Genomic DNA, 16,532 nt, shown 5'->3' with positions numbered 1-16,532 from the left:
CAGGTGTAGCCAGGACATCCCGGCCTTCCCTGCGCAGTGGTTTTACGGCTTATGTCGTGCTCTCCCCGGGGAGCGTTGCACTATTGCCCCCGTCGCCTTGCGGATGGCTGAGGGATGCGTCCGGTTGGACGACACCCATCACCGCAACACTTGACGCACAGACCCCGGGCGTCAGGACCACACGATTTTGCCGTACGCCGATCACACCGGTCGTGTGCGCGAGGTCTTCGCTCACGGTTACCCGCCCTGCGAAGCTGTTCGCGCCGATGTCACCTGCGTCCACCGCCACCCGGCCCGCGTTCGTGACGATCGCGATACGCCCCTCTTCCTTGGGCCGGGTTGTCGCGACACATACGTCATTTCCGAATTTCGGTAAAGTGGAATATTTTCGACGGCGCGGATTGACCGACCAATTGGGTGTTTTGCCCGTCGGGCAACGCAAGGGATTGTAGAAACGCAAGGGATTGTAGACGAGTAGGTGGGTTAGCCCCGGGCTGCGCGTAGCGCAGTCCCCAAATGTAACCCACCTCTCTGCCGCCGCGGATATTAAAGTGGTGGGTTACGCCGAGCGGTCAGCGCTTCGCGCAGTCCGCACGGCTAACCCACCCTACGAGACCGGGCTATGACGATCCTTAATGCCTCACCACCAGCACCGAGCACTTCGCGTAGCGCACCACGTGTCCAGCGTTGGAGCCGAGGAAATAGGTGCGCATCGCCGGCCGGTGCGAGGTCATCACGATCAGATCGGCCTTCATGTGCACGGCTTCTTCGAGGATCTCGTGATAGATGCCGCCCTGGCGTACCACGCTGGAGATGCGGGAAGCCTCGATGCCGGATTCGCGCGCGACGATGGCGAGGGCTTCTTCCGAGGTCTGGCGCTGCTGCTCGTCGAAGTCGGCCGGCACGTATTCGGCCAGCATCACCGGCGTCATCGGCAGCACGTTGAGCAGGCGCACCTGGCCGCTCCAGGTCTGCGACAGCGTTGCCGCGGTCGCGATCGCCGGCTTGGCGAGGTCGGTGTCGGCGAGGTCGATGGGCACGAGGATGGACTTGAACATCTGCGCCTCCAAATCTTCCAGTCAGCACGTTTTCCCGGCCGTCGCGATCATCCCGATCGAAGCAGCTTGGGGCTGGTGAAAAGCACCAGCTTGCCGCGGCGGTAGGCCACGTCACCCCAATCCTTGACGTCAAAGTCAAAGATCGCAAGTCCCGCGGTGGGCAGATTGTGGCTGAGCGCCCTGGCGCCATCATGATCGCCGCCGCCCATCAGCATCAAGGCGGCCTCGTGCATGCCGGGATTGTGGGCGACCAGCAGCAATTGCTTCGGGTTGGCCGGGGCGGTTGCGGTGCGAATGGAGTCCAGGATCTGCGCGGGATCGGCGCCGTAGAGTTCCGGCAGGATCTCGACCTGCGGCGTCGGGACGCGGTGCTTCATCGCCTCCCAGGCGATGTCCCAGGTCTGCCGGGCCCGGACGGCGTGCGACACCAGCACGGTCTCGGGGAAGGGCGGATGGGCGGCGATCCAATCGCCCATCCGGGCGGCATCCTTGTGGCCGCGATCGTCGAGCCGTCGGTCCTGGTCACGGCCGCTCGGCGCGTCGGTCTCGGTCTTGGCGTGACGCAGCAGCATCAAACGGCGCATGGCATTCTCGAATCGTTACGGTCGCGGATAATGTACAGACGCGGGCGGGGACAAGGTGACAAGCGCCTGGCAGGTGTAAAGCGCGATGAGACTAGAACGAATCGTCATCGTGCTTAAGGTTGTTATTTCGAGCATGATCTGTTCGGAAAACCGCTGCACAGTTTTCCGGATCATGCTCTAAGAAAACGACATGAGCGAGACTTTCACAAGCGTGTCCCAGGAAGAAGTCGGCTTTCGCGACCGTGTGCGGCTGTCGTTCGATCTCGACGCCGACATCTGCGTCATCGGTGCCGGGCTTGCCGGGCTCTCCATCGCGCTGGAGGCAGCCCGGCTCGGGGCCAGTGTCGCGGTGCTCGAGGGCCGTCATATCGGCTGGAACGCCTCCGGCAACCAGCTCGGCACCGTGATGCCGGGCTTTGCGCTGCCGCTCACCGACCTGATCGAGCGCATCGGCTTTGAGGACGCGCGTGAATTGTGGACGCTGTCGAAGGAGGGGGCCGAGTTCGTCCGGGCCAACGCCACGGAAGAGAACATGCCGGGGATTGCCCCGAGCAACGGCGTGCTCGAGGTCTCCAACGTCGATGCCGGCGACCGTCTGATTAGCCGGTTGCAGATGCTGAACGAGGATTTCGACACCGAGGCCGAGGGCTGGCAGGTCGATCGCGTCCGCGAGGTGCTCAAGACCGATCGCTATTTCCACGGCGTGTATTATCCCAAAGCATTCCAGGTCGACGGCCGCAAATATGTGCACGGCCTTGCGGCGCTGGCGCGGCGGGCCGGCGCCCGCATCTTCGAGGACACGCCGGTCGTCAGCATCGATCATTCCGGCATCCGCAAGCGCATCGTCACGCCGTCGGCGCGGCTGCGCGCCACCCACATCGTGCTCGCGGGCAACATCCATCTCGGCGCGCCCCTGCGGCGGCTGTCAGAGACGCTGCTGCCGGTCTGGCGCTACGCCGGCATCACCGCGCCGCTCGGCGAGCGCGTGCACGAGGTCATCGCCTTCAAGGGAGCGGTGATGGATTCCGACGGGGTCGACCATTTCTGCATCGTCGATGGCGACCGGCTGATGTGGGAGAGCCCGGAGACCACCTGGGCCGCGCGTCCGCAGCGCTTTGCAGGCAGCGTCAGGCGGCGGATCCGCACGATCTTTCCGGAGCTCGGCAATGTCGAGATCAGCGAAATGTTCGGCGGCGCCACCGGCCAGACCGTGCACGGCATGCCGCAGATCGGCCAGTTGCGCAAAGGCCTCTGGGTGGCGAGCGGGTTCGGCCGCCAGGGCATGAACATTTCGGCCATGGCCGGGCAGATGATCGCGCGCAGCATCCTGTGGGGCGACGAGCGCTGGAAGCTGTTCTCGCCGTTCGAGCTGGTCTGGGCGGGCGGCGCCACGGGGCGGGTCGCGGGCCAGCTGGTCGGGATCTGGGGCAGGGCGAGTTCTGCCGCCGCGGGCTCGCTCGCCCGCTACCGCGAACGCGCCAGGGTCAAGGACAGGGAGCGCGAGGCGCGCCTTGCCGAAGCCAACCGGGCCGCCGGCACCGGTCCGCGCCGTCCAGCGCCCGGCGTCAGGCCGCGACCGGCCCCGCCGCCGAAACGCGCGGTCCGGGAGGCAGAGCGTGCCGTGGAACCGGCCTCGCATGATGGCGCCGCCTCCCAATAATTTGAGAGAAATTCCGCCCGGCCGTGTAACTTCGGCCGACAGAAGCCCGTATCTCAGGGCGTGGATTGCCCGCGCACGGAGAATGAGATGTTTGATCGCCGCATCCTGTTGACGACTGCCGCCGGCCTGTTCGGCCTCGGGGCCTTCCGCTGGCTGAGAGGAACGCCCGCCGAGGCTGGCGAGAAAGCCGTGGAAAAGTTCGAGATCACGAAGACGGAGGCTGAATGGCGCGCCCAGCTCACGCCGCAGCAATATGAGATCCTGCGCAACCATGGCACCGAGCGGCCCGGCTCGAGCCCGCTGCTGAAAGAGCACCGCAAAGGCATCTTCGCCTGCGCCGGCTGCGACCTGCCGCTGTTCGCCTCCGAGACCAAGTTCGAGAGCGGCACCGGTTGGCCGAGCTTCTACCAGCCGATCGAGGGCAATGTCGGCAAGACCGAGGACCGCGCCTACGGCATGGTGCGCACCGAGGTGCATTGCCGGCGCTGCGGCGGCCATCTCGGCCACGTCTTCGACGACGGTCCGAAGCCGACCGGATTGCGCTATTGCATCGACGGTTTCGGGCTGGTGTTCCATCCGGCGGCGGCCTCGGCGACGTAGGTTTCGCGGGGATCATTCCGGAGCGATGCGTGAGCATCGCGTCCGGAATCTCGAGGTTCTCAGGTGCGCAATGCGCACCAGGGCTCGATGCTTCGCATCGCCCCGGAACGACGATGTGTCCCGGCAATTGTTGCCGGTCCCGGCAAATGTGCCCCGGTCGTCAGGCCGGGGCTTTTTCATTAAGTCATTGATTTCCTGAGAATACCTGCATTGGCACAGCCCTTGCGACTGTCTCCTCCGACTGCGGCCATGTCGACCCGCCGCCGAGATCGGATTTGGAGACAAAGTTATGGGTATCTTCGATGCAATGAACACCTCGGTGGGTGGCCTGCAGGCGCAGTCCTACGCGCTGCAGAACATCTCCGGCAACATCGCGAACTCATCCACCACCGGTTACAAGGGCATCGGCACCAGCTTCGTCGATCTCATCCCCGACTCCTCGGTCCCGAGCAAGCAGGTCGCGGGCGGCGTGACGGCCAACGCCAAGGCTACCATCACCACGCAGGGCACGATCTCGGGCTCCACCGTCGCCACCAACATGGCGATCACCGGCGACGGCTTCTTCTCGATCCAGAAGGCGAGCGGCGTCGTCGACAACGTGCCTGTCTTCACCGGCGTCACCTACTACACGCGGCGCGGCGACTTCCAGCTCAATGCCAACGGAAATCTGGTCAACGGCGCCGGTTATTACCTGATGGGCGTCACCGTCGATCCGAAGACCGGTAACCCGACCGGCAGCGTGGCCAACGTGCTGCAATTCCAGAACAACTTCATTCCGGCGCAGGCGACCACCTCGATCCAGTACGCTGCGAACCTGCCGACCCAGCCGAACACGGTGGCGAAAACGACCGCGTCGAGCGGCACGCTGCTGGCGGCGGGCGGCCTGAACCCGTCCGATTTCGCCGCCAACCCGCTGCCGGTCGGCACACCTCCCGCGCCCTACGCCAACGCAATGGTGTCCGGCGCGGCTGCAACCGGCAACATCCGTTCGGCCTATTCGTCGACGACGGGCACGGGCACGGTCGCACTCCAGAACAATTCGGCGGCGGTGGCCTCGACCACCACATCGCTCGACAACACGGTCGGCACGCATCTCGCCTCCAGCATCCTCACCGCCTTGAGCGGCCAGACCCTGACCATCAATGGCAACACCATCACGTTCAACGGCGGCACGACGGTCTCGACCGTCGGCAACAACACCACCATCGGTCTCGGCGCGGGCACGACGGCGACGGTCGCGGACATCCTGAACGGAATCCAGACCGCGGGCGGCGCCGGCGTCACGGCCTCGCTCTCCGCGAGCGGCAACATCGTGATCTCCACCGGCACCGGCACCGATGTGGCGGTCGGCAGCGGCACCGCCGCCACCGCGCTCGGCATCAGCAGCGTGACCCGCGGCGGCAACGTACTGTCCTCACCCGCGATCTCGGGGGCAACGGTGCTGAGCGGCAGCGCAACCGCCGGTGGCGCCCAGGTGCTCTCGTCCGGCTTCGCCGCCGGCGATACCATCACCGTCAACGGCCAGACACTGACCTTCGTCTCGCCGCCTACGGTTCCCAGCGCCAGTCAGATCCTCACCACCGACAACGTCACGACTCTGCTCGGCAAGATCGATGCGCTCTCCGGCGCCTCCGGATCGACGGTCAGCAGCGGCGGCGTCATCACACTGAACACCGGCACCGTTTCCAACCTCTCGGTGTCCAGCTCCAACAGCGCTGCCTTCTCGGCGCTCGGCTTCACCTCGACCATCACCAAGAACCGCGACGGCGGCGGCACCGCCGGCACCGGTGGCGTGATCGGCAACGACATCGCGACCTTCACCAAGGAATCGATCAGCGGCGGCGCGGTGACCGCCTACAACGCCGCCGGCACGCCGGTGAACCTGCAATTGCGTTGGGCCAAGACCGACAGCGCTTCGCTGGGCGCGGGTCATTCGGATAGCTGGAACCTGTTCTACCAGACCGACCCGAACGCGACCGGCACGACTGTCGGCTGGGTCAATACCGGCCAGACTTTCACCTTTGCCAGCGACGGCTCGCTGACCTCGCCGAGCGGCTCGGGCATCACCATCAACAATGTCAGCGTCAGCGGTCAGTCGCTCGGCTCGGTCGCCTTCAACATCTCCTCGGGCGGACTGACGCAATATGCCAGCACCAGCGGCGCGGTGACCATCAACACCATCACGCAGAACGGCTATGCCGCCGGTCAGCTTCGCTCGGTTGCCGTCAACAACAACGGCATCGTGGTCGGCACCTTCTCCAACGGCCAGAACCTCAACCTCGCTCAGGTTCAGCTGTCGCACTTCAACGGCACCAACTATCTGAAGGCGATGGATGGCGGCGCCTATGCCGCGACCGAGCAGTCGGGTGACGCGATCGACGGTGCTTCAGGCACCATCAGCGGCTCCTCGCTGGAGGGATCCAACACCGACATCGCCGACGAATTCACCAAGCTGATCGTGACCCAGCAGGCCTATTCGGCCAACACCAAGGTGATCACGACCGCGAATTCGATGGTGCAGGACCTCTTGAACGTGTTGCGCTGATCGGCGCGTAACGTAACCAAAGGCGGCAAGTAACATGGGTTTGAGTTCAGCCCTCGCCAGTGCGATGAGCGGTCTGCGTGCCAACCAGGCCGCGCTCTCGATCGTCTCCTCGAACGTCGCCAATGCGCAGACGCCGGGTTACGTCGTCCAGACCCCGAACCAGATCGAGGTCACCACCGGCGATTTCGGCTCGACGGCGATGACGACCGGCGTCAGCCGGGAGCTCGACACCTATGTGCTGAATCAGCTGCGCACCGAGACCGGCGGCAGCGGCTACGCCGATCAGATGGCCAACATCCTGAAGCAGCTTCAGAATGTCTATGGCACGCCCGGCAACAGCGGCACGCTCGAAACCGCGCTGAACAAGTTCACCACGGCGCTGCAAGCGCTGTCGACCAGCTCGGGCGCCTCATCGGCGCAAACCGTTGCGCTCGGCGCGGCGCAGGCGCTGGCCACGCAGCTCAACGTCACCACCAAGGGCATCCAGTCGCTGCGCTCCAACGTCGAGCAGGATCTCGGCAATTCGGCGCAAGCGGCCAACGTCGCTATGCAGCAGATCGCCGACATCAACACCAAGCTGCAGGGCCTGTCGGCCAACGACCCCTCGGCCGCGACGCTGATGGACCAGCGCGACCAGGCCATCAACACGCTGTCGAAATATGTCGACGTGCGCGTCACCACCGACGGTTCGAACCAGGCCAACATCTACACCACGACGGGCATCCAGCTCGTCGGCGCCGGGCTCGCCTCGCAATTCACCTTTGCTTCCGCCGGCGCGCTGTCGGCGACCTCGCTCTACAACATCGATCCGGCCAAGTCCGGCGTCGGCGCGCTCAACATCGTGCTGCCGAACGGCTCGAAGGTCGACGTCGTCGCCAACAACGTGGTCTCCTCGGGCCAGATCGCGGCCGATCTGAAGCTGCGCGACGAGACGCTGGTGCAGGCGCAGAACCAGATCGACCAGCTCGCCGCCACGATGTCGAGCGCGCTGTCGGACAAGACCACCGCCGGCACCACGGTGTCGGGCCCGCCGGCCGGCTTCGACATCGACCTTGCCGGTGCGCTGCCGGGCAACACCGCCACCTTCACCTACACCGACACGGCGACCAACACGAAGCGCCAGGTCACCCTTGTCAACGTCACCGACCCGGCGGCGCTGCCACTGCAGAACGCGACCAACGCCAACCCGATGCAGATCGGCGTGAACTTCTCCGGCGGCATGGGCGCGATCGCTTCGGCACTCAACACGGCGCTCTCCACCTCGCATTTGACGTTCTCCGCCGCGCCGTCGCCGGCGACCGCCACGACGCTGCGGATCACGGACGACAACAGCGGCCTCGCCAAGGTCAACTCGTCCTCGATCACCAAGACGGTCTCGTCGCTGACCTCGGGCAATCCGCAACTGCCGCTGTTCACCGACGGCGGACAGGCGCTCTACACCGGCGCGATCACCGCCTCGGGCTCGCAGATGACCGGCCTTGCCGGACGCATCGCCGTGAACACGCAGCTGGTCTCCGACCCGACCCGGATGTCGGTGTACAACACCTCGCCGGTGACGCCTTCGGGTGACACCGCGCGTTCGGACTATCTCTACTCGCAGCTCACCTCGGCGGTGTTCTCCTATTCGCCAGCGAGCGGTCTCGGCTCGGCGAGCCAGCCCTTCACCGGCAGCGTTTCGAATTATCTGCAGCAGTTCCTGAGCGTCCAGGCCAATTCCGCGACCCAGGCCACCCAGCTGCAGCAGGGCCAGAGCGTCGTGGTCTCGACGCTCCAGGCCAAGTTCGACTCGACCTCCAAGGTCAATCTGGACTCGGAGATGTCGAACCTGATCCAGCTCCAGAATGCCTATGCCGCCAACGCCCACGTCATGTCGGTGGTGCAGAGCATGATGAATACGTTGCTCCAGGCTCAAGTGTAACAAGTAACAGGGCTCTGAAACATGTCGATCAGCAGCATCAACTACTCTTCGTCGATTCTCGGCTCGCAGATCCGCAACATCAATCAGCAGCTCACCGACCTGTCGACGCAGCTCTCGACCGGCAAGCTGTCGCAGAACTATTCCGGGATGGGCACCAACGAGGGCTTTGCGATTGCCGGGCGCGCGCAGCTCTCCAACATCGCCGCCTATACCGACACGATCACCAACGTCAATGTCAGCATCAACCTCGCCAACACCGCGTTGCAGTCGCTGACCAAGATCCGCAGCACGGTGCAGACCGGCGCGGCCAACACCGCGCAGGATCTCAACGTCAACGGCCAGACCATCGCGCAGAACACCGCCGCCGCCCAGTTCGGCTCGATGGTCGGCGTGCTCAACACGCAGACGGGCAACCGCTATCTGTTTTCCGGAGCCGCCGTCAACACGCAGTCGGTTGCGGATGCCGGCGACATCATCAACGGCACCACGACGCAGGCGGGGTTCAAGACCGTGATGGCGGAGCGTCAGGCCGCCGACCTCGGCGCCAACGGCATGGGCCGCCTGGTGCAGACGCAGCCGACGCCGAGCTCGATCCAGGTGTCGGAAGACGCCGCCGGATCGCCGTTCGGGCTGAAGCTCAAGGCGGTATCCTCGACCCTGACGGGCGCGACCATCACCGGCCCGAGTGGCTCGCCGGTGTCGTTCTCGGTCGATCTCAACGGCGTCAACCCGAACAATGGCGACAAGCTGAGCGTGCAGTTCACGCTGCCGGACGGCTCGACCGAGCAGATCGATCTGACCGCGTCGACGGCGACGCCAACGCCGCTCGGCAGCTTCGCGATCGACGCCAGCACCCCCGTCAACCCGACTAACACCGCGAACAACCTCAACGCCGCGCTGAACACCGCGATCACGAAGCTCGCCAACACCTCGCTGGTGGCGGCATCCGCGATCGTCGCCGGCGACAATTTCTTCAACACCGCAAGCTCGGCGATCGGCACGCCCGTCAACAACCAGGCGGCGCCGCCGGCGCCCGTGACCGGCGCGACCGCGCTGTCCGGGGCGAGCCCCTCGGATTCGATCTCGCCGGGCTTCGTCGCCGGCGACACCATCACCGTCAACGGCACCACGCTGACCTTCGTCAGTTCGGGCGCGACCGGCAACCAGCTCAACGTCACCGACAGCATCCAGAATCTGCTCGGCAAGATCGACCAGATCACGGGGACGTCGAAGCCCTCGACGGTCCATGGCGGTTCGATCACGATCAACACCGACGATGCGGCGAGCCTGAACATCACGAGCTCGAATACCGGCGCGCTGGGCTCGCTCGGTTTCAGCGCGACGCCGGTGACCGCCACCCAGCCGCCGCTGCGGGTCGGATCCTCGCCCGCGAGCTCGGCGACGACGCTGGTCAACGGCTCGGCCACCACCGTGGAATGGTATCTTGGCAATGACGGGCCCGGCTCGGCGCGCTCGACCGCGATGGCGCGGGTCGACGATTCCGTCACGGTGCAGTACGGCGCCCAGGCTAACGAGGACGCGATCCGCCGGCAGTTGCAGGCGATCGCGGTGTTCGGGACCTTCTCGACCTCGCCGACCGGGCAGTATTCGGGCGGGCAGGTCGCTGCGCTGAGCCTGCGCACGACCCAGGCGCTGACCCAGCAGCCCGGCCAGCAGCGCATCGAGGACATCCAGACCGACATCGCGATGGCCCAGAACACGATGAAGGACGCGAGCACGCGCCAGACCCAGGCCAAGGCGCAGCTCCAGACCATCATCGACCAGGCGGAATCGGCCTCGCCCGACGAGGTCGCGAGCCAGCTGCTGGCGCTGCAGAACGCGCTTCAGGCGTCCTACCAGGTGACCTCGAACCTGGCGCAGCTCTCGCTCGTCAAGTTCCTGTAAGGATGCGTTAAGGCGCCGTTAACCATGCCTCTTTACCTCTTGGTGAGGATTGGAGCGGGGCGGAGCTGCCGATGTCGGACAGGATGCAACTGGTGGTGGCTACGCCGTGCTTCGGCGGGCAGGTGTCGAGCATCTATGCGAGCTCGATCTTCGCGCTGCAGCGCGCCGTGCACGGCATGTCCAATCTCGAGCTCAAGGTGCTGCTGCGCGACGGCGATGCGCTGATCACCCGCGCGCGGGCCAATCTGGTCGCGATGTTCCTGGACGATCCCAGGGCGACGCATTTCCTGTTCATCGACGCCGATATCGGCTTCAAGCCGGAGCAGGTGTTTCGGCTGATCGAATGCGGCGCGGATGTCGTCGCCGGCTGCTATCCGATCAAGCGGATCAATTGGGACAAGGCCGCGCGGGCGATCCAGTCGGGCCGCACCGACGTGCCGGCCGCCTCGCTCGACTACGTGCTCGAGATCGAGGATCCCGACCGCATCGTCGTGGTCAACGGTTTCACCCGGGTGCGCTATGCCGGCACCGGCTTCCTGATGATCCGGCGCCAGGCGCTGGAGGCGATGTGCCGTCATCCGGACTATGCGGCGTTGCAGTTCTTCCGTGAGCATTCGCACGACACGCTGGCGGCAAGCCAGAACCGGTTTGCGCTGTTCGAATGCATGATCGATCCGGCGACCGGCACGTATCTGTCCGAGGACTTCGCTTTCTGCAAGCGCTGGACCGATATCGGCGGCGAGATCTGGGCCGACATCCAGAGCTCGCTCGATCACGTCGGGCCGTCGGTGTTCCACGGCGATATCGCCTCGCAATTCGCGCCGGCGGCTGCGGCCGATGCGGCGTGAGCGTTCCGGGATGAGCGCCGGCGCATCCCGTCCGTCAGGTCAGGAGCGCGCCCCCGACGGCGGCTCGCGTTATCGCCTGCGCGATCTCTTCACGCCATTGGACACGCTGCTGGTCTCCGGCGGCGATCCGCGGCTGGCGCTCGACGCCAGGGATCGCGTCAACGGCTATGGCTGCGCGGCTTCGCCGGAGCCGGAGATCTGGAATTTCGCCTCCTCGACCGCATCGACGATCTCGCAAGTGGCTTACGACCGTGCCGCGCTGGCGCGCGAAGAGCTGATGCACAAGTGCCTGTTCGACGAGGTCGAGATCGCCTTCGATGCGCGCTGCGAGGACATGCGGGACGAGCTGCGCGGCCATCTCCAGCTCTCACCGCGCGTCGACGTCGTGTTCTCGCCCTCCGGCACCGACTCCCAGCTCCACGCCCTGTTCCTGGCGCGCGCGGTGCTCGGGGCGCCGCCGGTGACGATCGTGATAGGCGCCGACCAGACCGGAAGCGGGACGACCCACACCGCCCGCGGGCACCATTTCAGCTCCATGACGGCGAGCGGCCTTGCGGTTCGCAAGGATGGTGCGGTTGCCGGGCTCGCCGGCGCCAGTCTCGCATTGCCGCTGCTCGCGACTGCGCCCGGGATTGCGATGCGCGCGGACACGGATGCCGCGGTGCTGCGTGCGGTTGAGGCCACGATCGCGCAAGGCGCGCCGGTGCTGCTCCAGATCATGGATGCATCCAAGCTCGGCTGGCGCGCACCGAGCGTGGCCTGTCTCGACGAGATCGCGCGGCGCTGGCCGCGCAAGGTCCAGATCGTCGTCGACGCCTGCCAGGCCCGGTTCGGTCGCCGCCGGCTGCGCTCCTATCTCGACCGCGGCTATATGGTGCTGATGACAGGCTCCAAATTCTTCGGTGGGCCGGCCTTCAGCGGCGCGGTGCTGGTGCCGAAGGGCCTCTCGCGGTCGCTCGACCGGGTCGAGGGGATCGCGCCTGGTATCTTCGACTATGCCGGCCGTTGCGATTGGCCGGTGGCTTGGACGGCGCTGCGTTCGCGCTTCGAGCGCCGTCCGAACTTCGGTCAATGGCTGCGCTGGGAAGCGGCGCTGGCCGAGATCGGCCGCTACTACACGGTGCCCGGGGCTTTCCGCGCGGAGATACTCGCCGAGCTCGCCGCCGGCATCGACAGCATGATCGCGCTGTCGCCGTCGCTTCGCCCCGTTCCATCCGCGATCGGGACTGCCGGCGCGGATGATGAGGAATTTGCACAAACCACGATCTTTCCGTTCATCCTGCTGCGCGACGGCAAGCCGGTCTCGATCGCCGAGACCGCCGCCGTTCATCGGGCATTGGCGCGCGACATGAACGAGGCGATCGGCGGCAGTGCGGCGGACCGGCAGGTCGCCGTGCAGCGCTGCCTGATCGGCCAGCCGGTCCGGCTGGAGCGGCAGGACGAGGCACCGCAGGCCGTGCTGCGCCTCTGCGTCGGCGCACGGCTCGTGACCGAGGCCTGGTCGCCCGACATCGCGCAGGCGCAACGCAACGTGCAGCAAATTCTCGATCGCATCGCCCATGTCCTGGTAAAGATCGAGCTGCTGCTCGACCGTGGCGCGGTCGCGGCCGTGCCGGTAAACTCCGCGTTCGAGGTGTGAGATGCAGCATCCGGTTTCCGCGCCGCTTCGCATGACCGCGGCGAACTACGCCGATCGCATCGGCTTTTCGCAGCTGACGCGCCAGGCCTTCGAAGGTGTCGACCTGCATCCGTTGCGCGACCAGCTGCTGGCGCGGATCGCGGCCGGGACCGCACTGGCGGGCGAAGGGCTGGATCTGTCGTTGATCACCCAGCTTCTCGGCGACAAGGATCAGGGGCTTGCGATCCAGTCGGAGGTGCTGAGCTTCCACCAATTGTTTCGAACGCCGAGCGCTGCCCCGAAGCCGGGCTTGCGCGTGCTCGCGCTTGCAGCCGACATCGACATGGGCGGCAACACGCCGATCGATTTTCTGCTCGAAGGCTCCGACATCGAGCTGTTGACGCTCTACGTTGTCAAGGGCGTCGGTCTGCCGGAGAACTTGCCCGAGCACGACGTTGCCATCGTGGTCGCCTCCGATTCCGAGGAATGCCGCGAGGCGCTCGCCTCGATCGAGCAGGCCGCGCCGCACTGGCCGCGGCCGCTGCTCAATCGTCCCGATCGCATCGGCAACCTCGATCGCGACAAGCTGCATCGGCTGCTGGCCGGCGTGCCGGGTCTCGATATTCCCGCGACCATTCACGCGACGCGCGCGCAATTGTCAGATCTTTCGCGAGGGCAGATCGCCTGCCGGGACATCGCGGGTGAATTGCGCTTTCCGATGATCGCGCGGCCGCGCGGCTCGCATGCCGGCGTCGGACTCGCGAAGCTCGACGATGCGGCCGCGCTGGCAGCCTATCTTACCGAGCGTGATGAGCAGGATTTTTTCGTCGCGCGCTTCGTCGACTATGTGAATCCCGACGGGCTCTACCGCAAATATCGTCTCGCGATGGTCGACGGCAAACCTTACGCCTGCCACATGGCGATCGCCGACCGCTGGGACATCTGGTATCTCAACGCCTACATGGCGTTCAGCGAGGAGAAGCGGGCAGAAGAAGCGATCTTCATGCGCGACTTCGATCACGCCTTCGCCGCGCGCCACAAAAGCGCGCTCGACGAGATGAGCAGGCGCGTCGGCCTCGATTATTTCATCGTCGATTGCGCCGAGAACCAGGGCGGCGAGCTCCTGGTGTTCGAGGCCGACAACACCGCTGTCGTGCACAACATGGATTCGCCGGCCGTGTTTCCCTACAAGCCGCCACAGATGCGCAAGATCTTTGCGGCGTTCTCGGCGATGCTGTCGCGGCATGCAAGAGCAGGCGAGGGGAGTGCAGCATGAACGAGATCCTCCGCAGCGCGCAAAGCTCCGTCGCGCACGCCTCGCTCGACCCGCAGGACTGGAGCGAATTTCGCGCGCTCGCCCATCGCATGCTCGACGATGCGATCGACGGCATCGCCAACGTCCGGGCGCGCCCGGTCTGGCAGCCGATTCCTGATGCGACCCGCGCGGCCTTCAAGGCCGACGTGCCGCGCGAGGCGAGCGACCTCGCCGAGGTCTATCGCGAATTCGCCGATCACGTCGCGCCGTATGCGACCGGCAACGTCCATCCCGGCTTCATGGGCTGGGTGCATGGCGGCGGCACCGCGGTCGGCATGGTCGCGGACATGCTCGCGGCCGGCCTCAACGCCAATCTCGGCGGACGCGACCACATGCCGATCGAGGTCGAACGCCAGATCGTCGACTGGATGCGCCGCCTGTTCACGTTCCCGGACAGTGCGAGCGGCATCTTCGTCACGGGCACGTCGATGGCCAATCTGATGGCGGTGCTGGTGGCGCGCACGGCTGCACTCGGCACGCTGGCGCGGCAATACGGCATCGGCAATGACGGTGCGGTGCTGACGGCCTATATGTCGCAGGCCGCTCATGGCTGCGTCTCCAGGGCGATGGACATCGCCGGGCTCGGCACCGATGCGCTGCGCAAGATCGGCGTCGATGCCGATCATCGCATCGACGTAGCCGCGCTGCGTGCGCAAATCAGTGTTGATCGCGAGGTTGGCTTCAAGCCGTTCCTGGTCGTGGCGTCTGCCGGCACGGTCGACATTGGTGCGATCGACGACCTCAAGGCGATCGCGGAGCTATGCCGCGAGGAGGGCATCTGGTTTCACGTCGATGGTGCTTTCGGTGCGCTTGCGATCTTCTCGCCCGAGCTCGCGCCGCTGCTCGGCGGCATTGAGCTCGCCGATTCCATTGCGCTCGACTTCCACAAATGGGGGCAAGTGCCTTACGACGCCGGATTCCTCCTGGTGCGCGATGGTGAGCAGCATCGGCAGGCTTTCGCACAGCCCGCGGCCTATCTGCGCCGCGAGGCGAGGGGGCTTGCGGCGGGCGCGATCTGGCCCTGCGATCTCGGTCCCGATCTGTCGCGCGGCTTCCGTGCGCTGAAGACGTGGTTCACGCTGAAGACATTCGGTACCGATCGGCTCGGTGCGACCATTACGAGAAGCTGCGCGCTGGCAAGATATCTGGAGGCCCGCGTAATGGCCGAACCGCGGCTGGAATTGCTGGCGCCGGTCAACCTCAACATCGTCTGCTTCAGCTATCGTGCCGATGATGCGGTCAATCGCGAGATTGTCGCCGACATCCAGGAGTCCGGAATAGCAGCTCCCTCGAGCACGACGCTGGACGGCAGGTTTGCGATCCGCGCCGCGATCGTCAATCATCGCACCGAGGAGGCGGACATCGACGCGCTGGTCGCGGCCGTGCTGGAGTTCGGCAGCCGGCGGTTCGCCGACGGAATGATCGAGGTCGAGGCACCGCCGCTCGCGGCGCAATAGCACTGGTGCATGGCTGAAACGACAACGGCCCCGGAGACGATCCGGGGCCGTTGTCGTTTGCGTCGATGGTCAGGCGGCGGAGCTCACGTCCTTGGCCGCTTCCGTCTGGGGATGGGTGGCCTCGAATTGGCTCCGCAGCTTCTCTTCATAGGCGATCAGCTTGCGGGCATCCTTCAGCGCCCGGTAGAGGTCGCCGTTCAGGATGTTGTTGTTGATGCCCTCGATGATCGGCCAGGCGCTCGGCACCGCGGTGACGATATCGCGCACCAGGTTGAAATAGGTGCCGTGCTGGCTCTGCGGATCCGGCGAGATGTACATGAGCTGGACCGCCAGATAGACGAGCTTCGCCGGCGAATCCGCGGTCTCGGGCGTGAGGATGTCGCGCTCGCGCAGGATCGGCACGTTGTCGCCGTCGATCAGGAGGCGCGCACGCTGGTCCGTGTTGGTAATCACGCAGTTGCCGACGATGATGCGTTCGTGCGGTCTGAGCTCGACCTTGAGGGCCATTGCCTGTTCTCCATCAACGCTTTCGTAACCGAGCGCTCGTTGCGGCCTATTAAGACGTGATTCTCGCTCGGAATTAGTTAACGAGCTGTAAATTCCAGCCGTTCACGCGGGAAACCGCAATATTTTCAAGGTCGTACCCTTGTGGCTGCGCGGCGATCTTGCGCGGCGTCCCCGGCCGAATCACGCGAAACCCGGCAAAGGCACGGATTTCATTTCATGTTTCGTTAGAGGTCTCGGCGCCACGGTCCGCCGGTCGCTGGGTCACTTCTCGATCCAAGCAGACGAGTAACAGTTGCGTCGTTTACCAGAAAGGTAACAGAGTTATGTCAGGCATCGTCCTCTCCGCGTCGGTTCGCCAGAACCTCCTCTCTCTCCAGTCCACCGCCGACCTCCTCGCCACCACACAGAACCGTCTGTCGACCGGCAAGAGCGTCAATTCGGCCCTGGACAATCCCACCAACTTCTTCACGGCACAGTCGCTCGACAACCGCGCCAGCGACATCAACAACCTGCTCGA

At 65.4% G+C, this 16,532-nt stretch carries 13 protein-coding genes; 10 read left to right on the top strand and 3 right to left on the bottom strand.

Going from position 1 to position 16,532, the window contains the following annotated elements; translation table 11 throughout:
- Positions 1–632 precede the first annotated feature (632 nt).
- Positions 633–1,058 carry a universal stress protein gene (locus BM190_RS38700; RefSeq protein ID WP_026201824.1) on the bottom strand — a complete coding sequence of 142 codons (426 nt, stop codon included), beginning with the start codon at positions 1,056–1,058 and terminating at the stop codon, positions 633–635.
- A 47-nt stretch (positions 1,059–1,105) separates the two neighbouring features.
- On the bottom strand, positions 1,106–1,642 hold the full coding sequence (locus tag BM190_RS38695; RefSeq protein ID WP_018317303.1) for a SixA phosphatase family protein: 537 nt from the start codon (positions 1,640–1,642) through the stop codon (positions 1,106–1,108).
- 190 nt (positions 1,643–1,832) lie between these two features.
- On the opposite strand from BM190_RS38695, the gene BM190_RS38690 reads away from it, so the two are divergent.
- The 9 genes from BM190_RS38690 (at position 1,833) to BM190_RS38650 (ending at position 15,508) form a co-directional block, all read left to right on the top strand.
- Positions 1,833–3,302, top strand: coding sequence for an NAD(P)/FAD-dependent oxidoreductase (locus BM190_RS38690; protein ID WP_092263194.1), 1,470 nt, complete (start codon positions 1,833–1,835; stop codon positions 3,300–3,302).
- An 87-nt stretch (positions 3,303–3,389) separates the two neighbouring features.
- Positions 3,390–3,902, top strand: coding sequence for a peptide-methionine (R)-S-oxide reductase MsrB (msrB, locus tag BM190_RS38685; RefSeq protein WP_177237542.1), 513 nt, complete (start codon positions 3,390–3,392; stop codon positions 3,900–3,902).
- A gap of 289 nt (positions 3,903–4,191) precedes the next feature.
- On the top strand, positions 4,192–6,447 hold the full coding sequence (locus BM190_RS38680; RefSeq protein WP_018317300.1) for a flagellar hook-basal body complex protein: 2,256 nt from the start codon (positions 4,192–4,194) through the stop codon (positions 6,445–6,447).
- A 34-nt stretch (positions 6,448–6,481) separates the two neighbouring features.
- Complete coding sequence (gene flgK / locus BM190_RS38675; protein WP_092263192.1) at positions 6,482–8,365, top strand: flagellar hook-associated protein FlgK; 1,884 nt, start codon at positions 6,482–6,484, stop codon at positions 8,363–8,365.
- Positions 8,366–8,386: 21 nt separating this feature from the next.
- A complete protein-coding gene (locus tag BM190_RS38670) occupies positions 8,387–10,270 on the top strand; it encodes a flagellar protein (protein WP_092263188.1) in 1,884 nt (627 codons plus the stop codon).
- A 71-nt stretch (positions 10,271–10,341) separates the two neighbouring features.
- Positions 10,342–11,118 carry a methylenetetrahydrofolate reductase gene (locus BM190_RS38665; RefSeq protein ID WP_092263185.1) on the top strand — a complete coding sequence of 259 codons (777 nt, stop codon included), beginning with the start codon at positions 10,342–10,344 and terminating at the stop codon, positions 11,116–11,118.
- The gene (locus BM190_RS38660; protein ID WP_177237541.1) at positions 11,108–12,757 is read left to right on the top strand and encodes a hypothetical protein; all 1,650 of its coding nucleotides are present in this window, start codon (positions 11,108–11,110) and stop codon (positions 12,755–12,757) included. Before BM190_RS38665 ends, BM190_RS38660 begins: the two co-directional genes overlap by 11 nt.
- Position 12,758: 1 nt before the next feature.
- Positions 12,759–14,012 carry an ATP-grasp domain-containing protein gene (locus BM190_RS38655; RefSeq protein WP_092263181.1) on the top strand — a complete coding sequence of 418 codons (1,254 nt, stop codon included), beginning with the start codon at positions 12,759–12,761 and terminating at the stop codon, positions 14,010–14,012.
- Positions 14,009–15,508, top strand: coding sequence for a pyridoxal phosphate-dependent decarboxylase family protein (locus BM190_RS38650; RefSeq protein WP_092263179.1), 1,500 nt, complete (start codon positions 14,009–14,011; stop codon positions 15,506–15,508). The genes BM190_RS38655 and BM190_RS38650 overlap by 4 nt, the downstream gene beginning before the upstream one ends.
- A 69-nt stretch (positions 15,509–15,577) precedes the next feature.
- On the opposite strand, the gene flbT is transcribed toward BM190_RS38650, so the two are convergent.
- Positions 15,578–16,015, bottom strand: coding sequence for a flagellar biosynthesis repressor FlbT (flbT, locus tag BM190_RS38645; RefSeq protein ID WP_028144338.1), 438 nt, complete (start codon positions 16,013–16,015; stop codon positions 15,578–15,580).
- A 323-nt stretch (positions 16,016–16,338) separates the two neighbouring features.
- Here flbT and BM190_RS38640 point away from each other — a divergent pair.
- Positions 16,339–16,532: flagellin N-terminal helical domain-containing protein (locus BM190_RS38640; protein WP_502687027.1), on the top strand; the 194-nt coding region annotated here is incomplete at its 3' end.

Origin of the sequence: Bradyrhizobium sp. Rc3b (assembly GCF_900114915.1) — a bacterium.
Classification (GTDB): Bacteria; Pseudomonadota; Alphaproteobacteria; order Rhizobiales; family Xanthobacteraceae; genus Bradyrhizobium.
This window is presented reverse-complemented; position numbering and strand designations above follow the sequence as displayed.

Coding starts and splice junctions, on each gene's coding strand:
- BM190_RS38690 (WP_092263194.1), top strand. CDS start 1,833: ATGAGCGAGACTTTCACAAGCGTGTCCCAGGAAGAAGTCGGCTTTCGC.
- BM190_RS38695 (WP_018317303.1), bottom strand. CDS start 1,642: ATGCGCCGTTTGATGCTGCTGCGTCACGCCAAGACCGAGACCGACGCG.
- BM190_RS38660 (WP_177237541.1), top strand. CDS start 11,108: ATGCGGCGTGAGCGTTCCGGGATGAGCGCCGGCGCATCCCGTCCGTCA.
- BM190_RS38670 (WP_092263188.1), top strand. CDS start 8,387: ATGTCGATCAGCAGCATCAACTACTCTTCGTCGATTCTCGGCTCGCAG.
- flbT (WP_028144338.1), bottom strand. CDS start 16,015: ATGGCCCTCAAGGTCGAGCTCAGACCGCACGAACGCATCATCGTCGGC.
- flgK (WP_092263192.1), top strand. CDS start 6,482: ATGGGTTTGAGTTCAGCCCTCGCCAGTGCGATGAGCGGTCTGCGTGCC.
- BM190_RS38655 (WP_092263181.1), top strand. CDS start 12,759: ATGCAGCATCCGGTTTCCGCGCCGCTTCGCATGACCGCGGCGAACTAC.
- BM190_RS38650 (WP_092263179.1), top strand. CDS start 14,009: ATGAACGAGATCCTCCGCAGCGCGCAAAGCTCCGTCGCGCACGCCTCG.
- BM190_RS38680 (WP_018317300.1), top strand. CDS start 4,192: ATGGGTATCTTCGATGCAATGAACACCTCGGTGGGTGGCCTGCAGGCG.
- msrB (WP_177237542.1), top strand. CDS start 3,390: ATGTTTGATCGCCGCATCCTGTTGACGACTGCCGCCGGCCTGTTCGGC.
- BM190_RS38700 (WP_026201824.1), bottom strand. CDS start 1,058: ATGTTCAAGTCCATCCTCGTGCCCATCGACCTCGCCGACACCGACCTC.
- BM190_RS38665 (WP_092263185.1), top strand. CDS start 10,342: ATGTCGGACAGGATGCAACTGGTGGTGGCTACGCCGTGCTTCGGCGGG.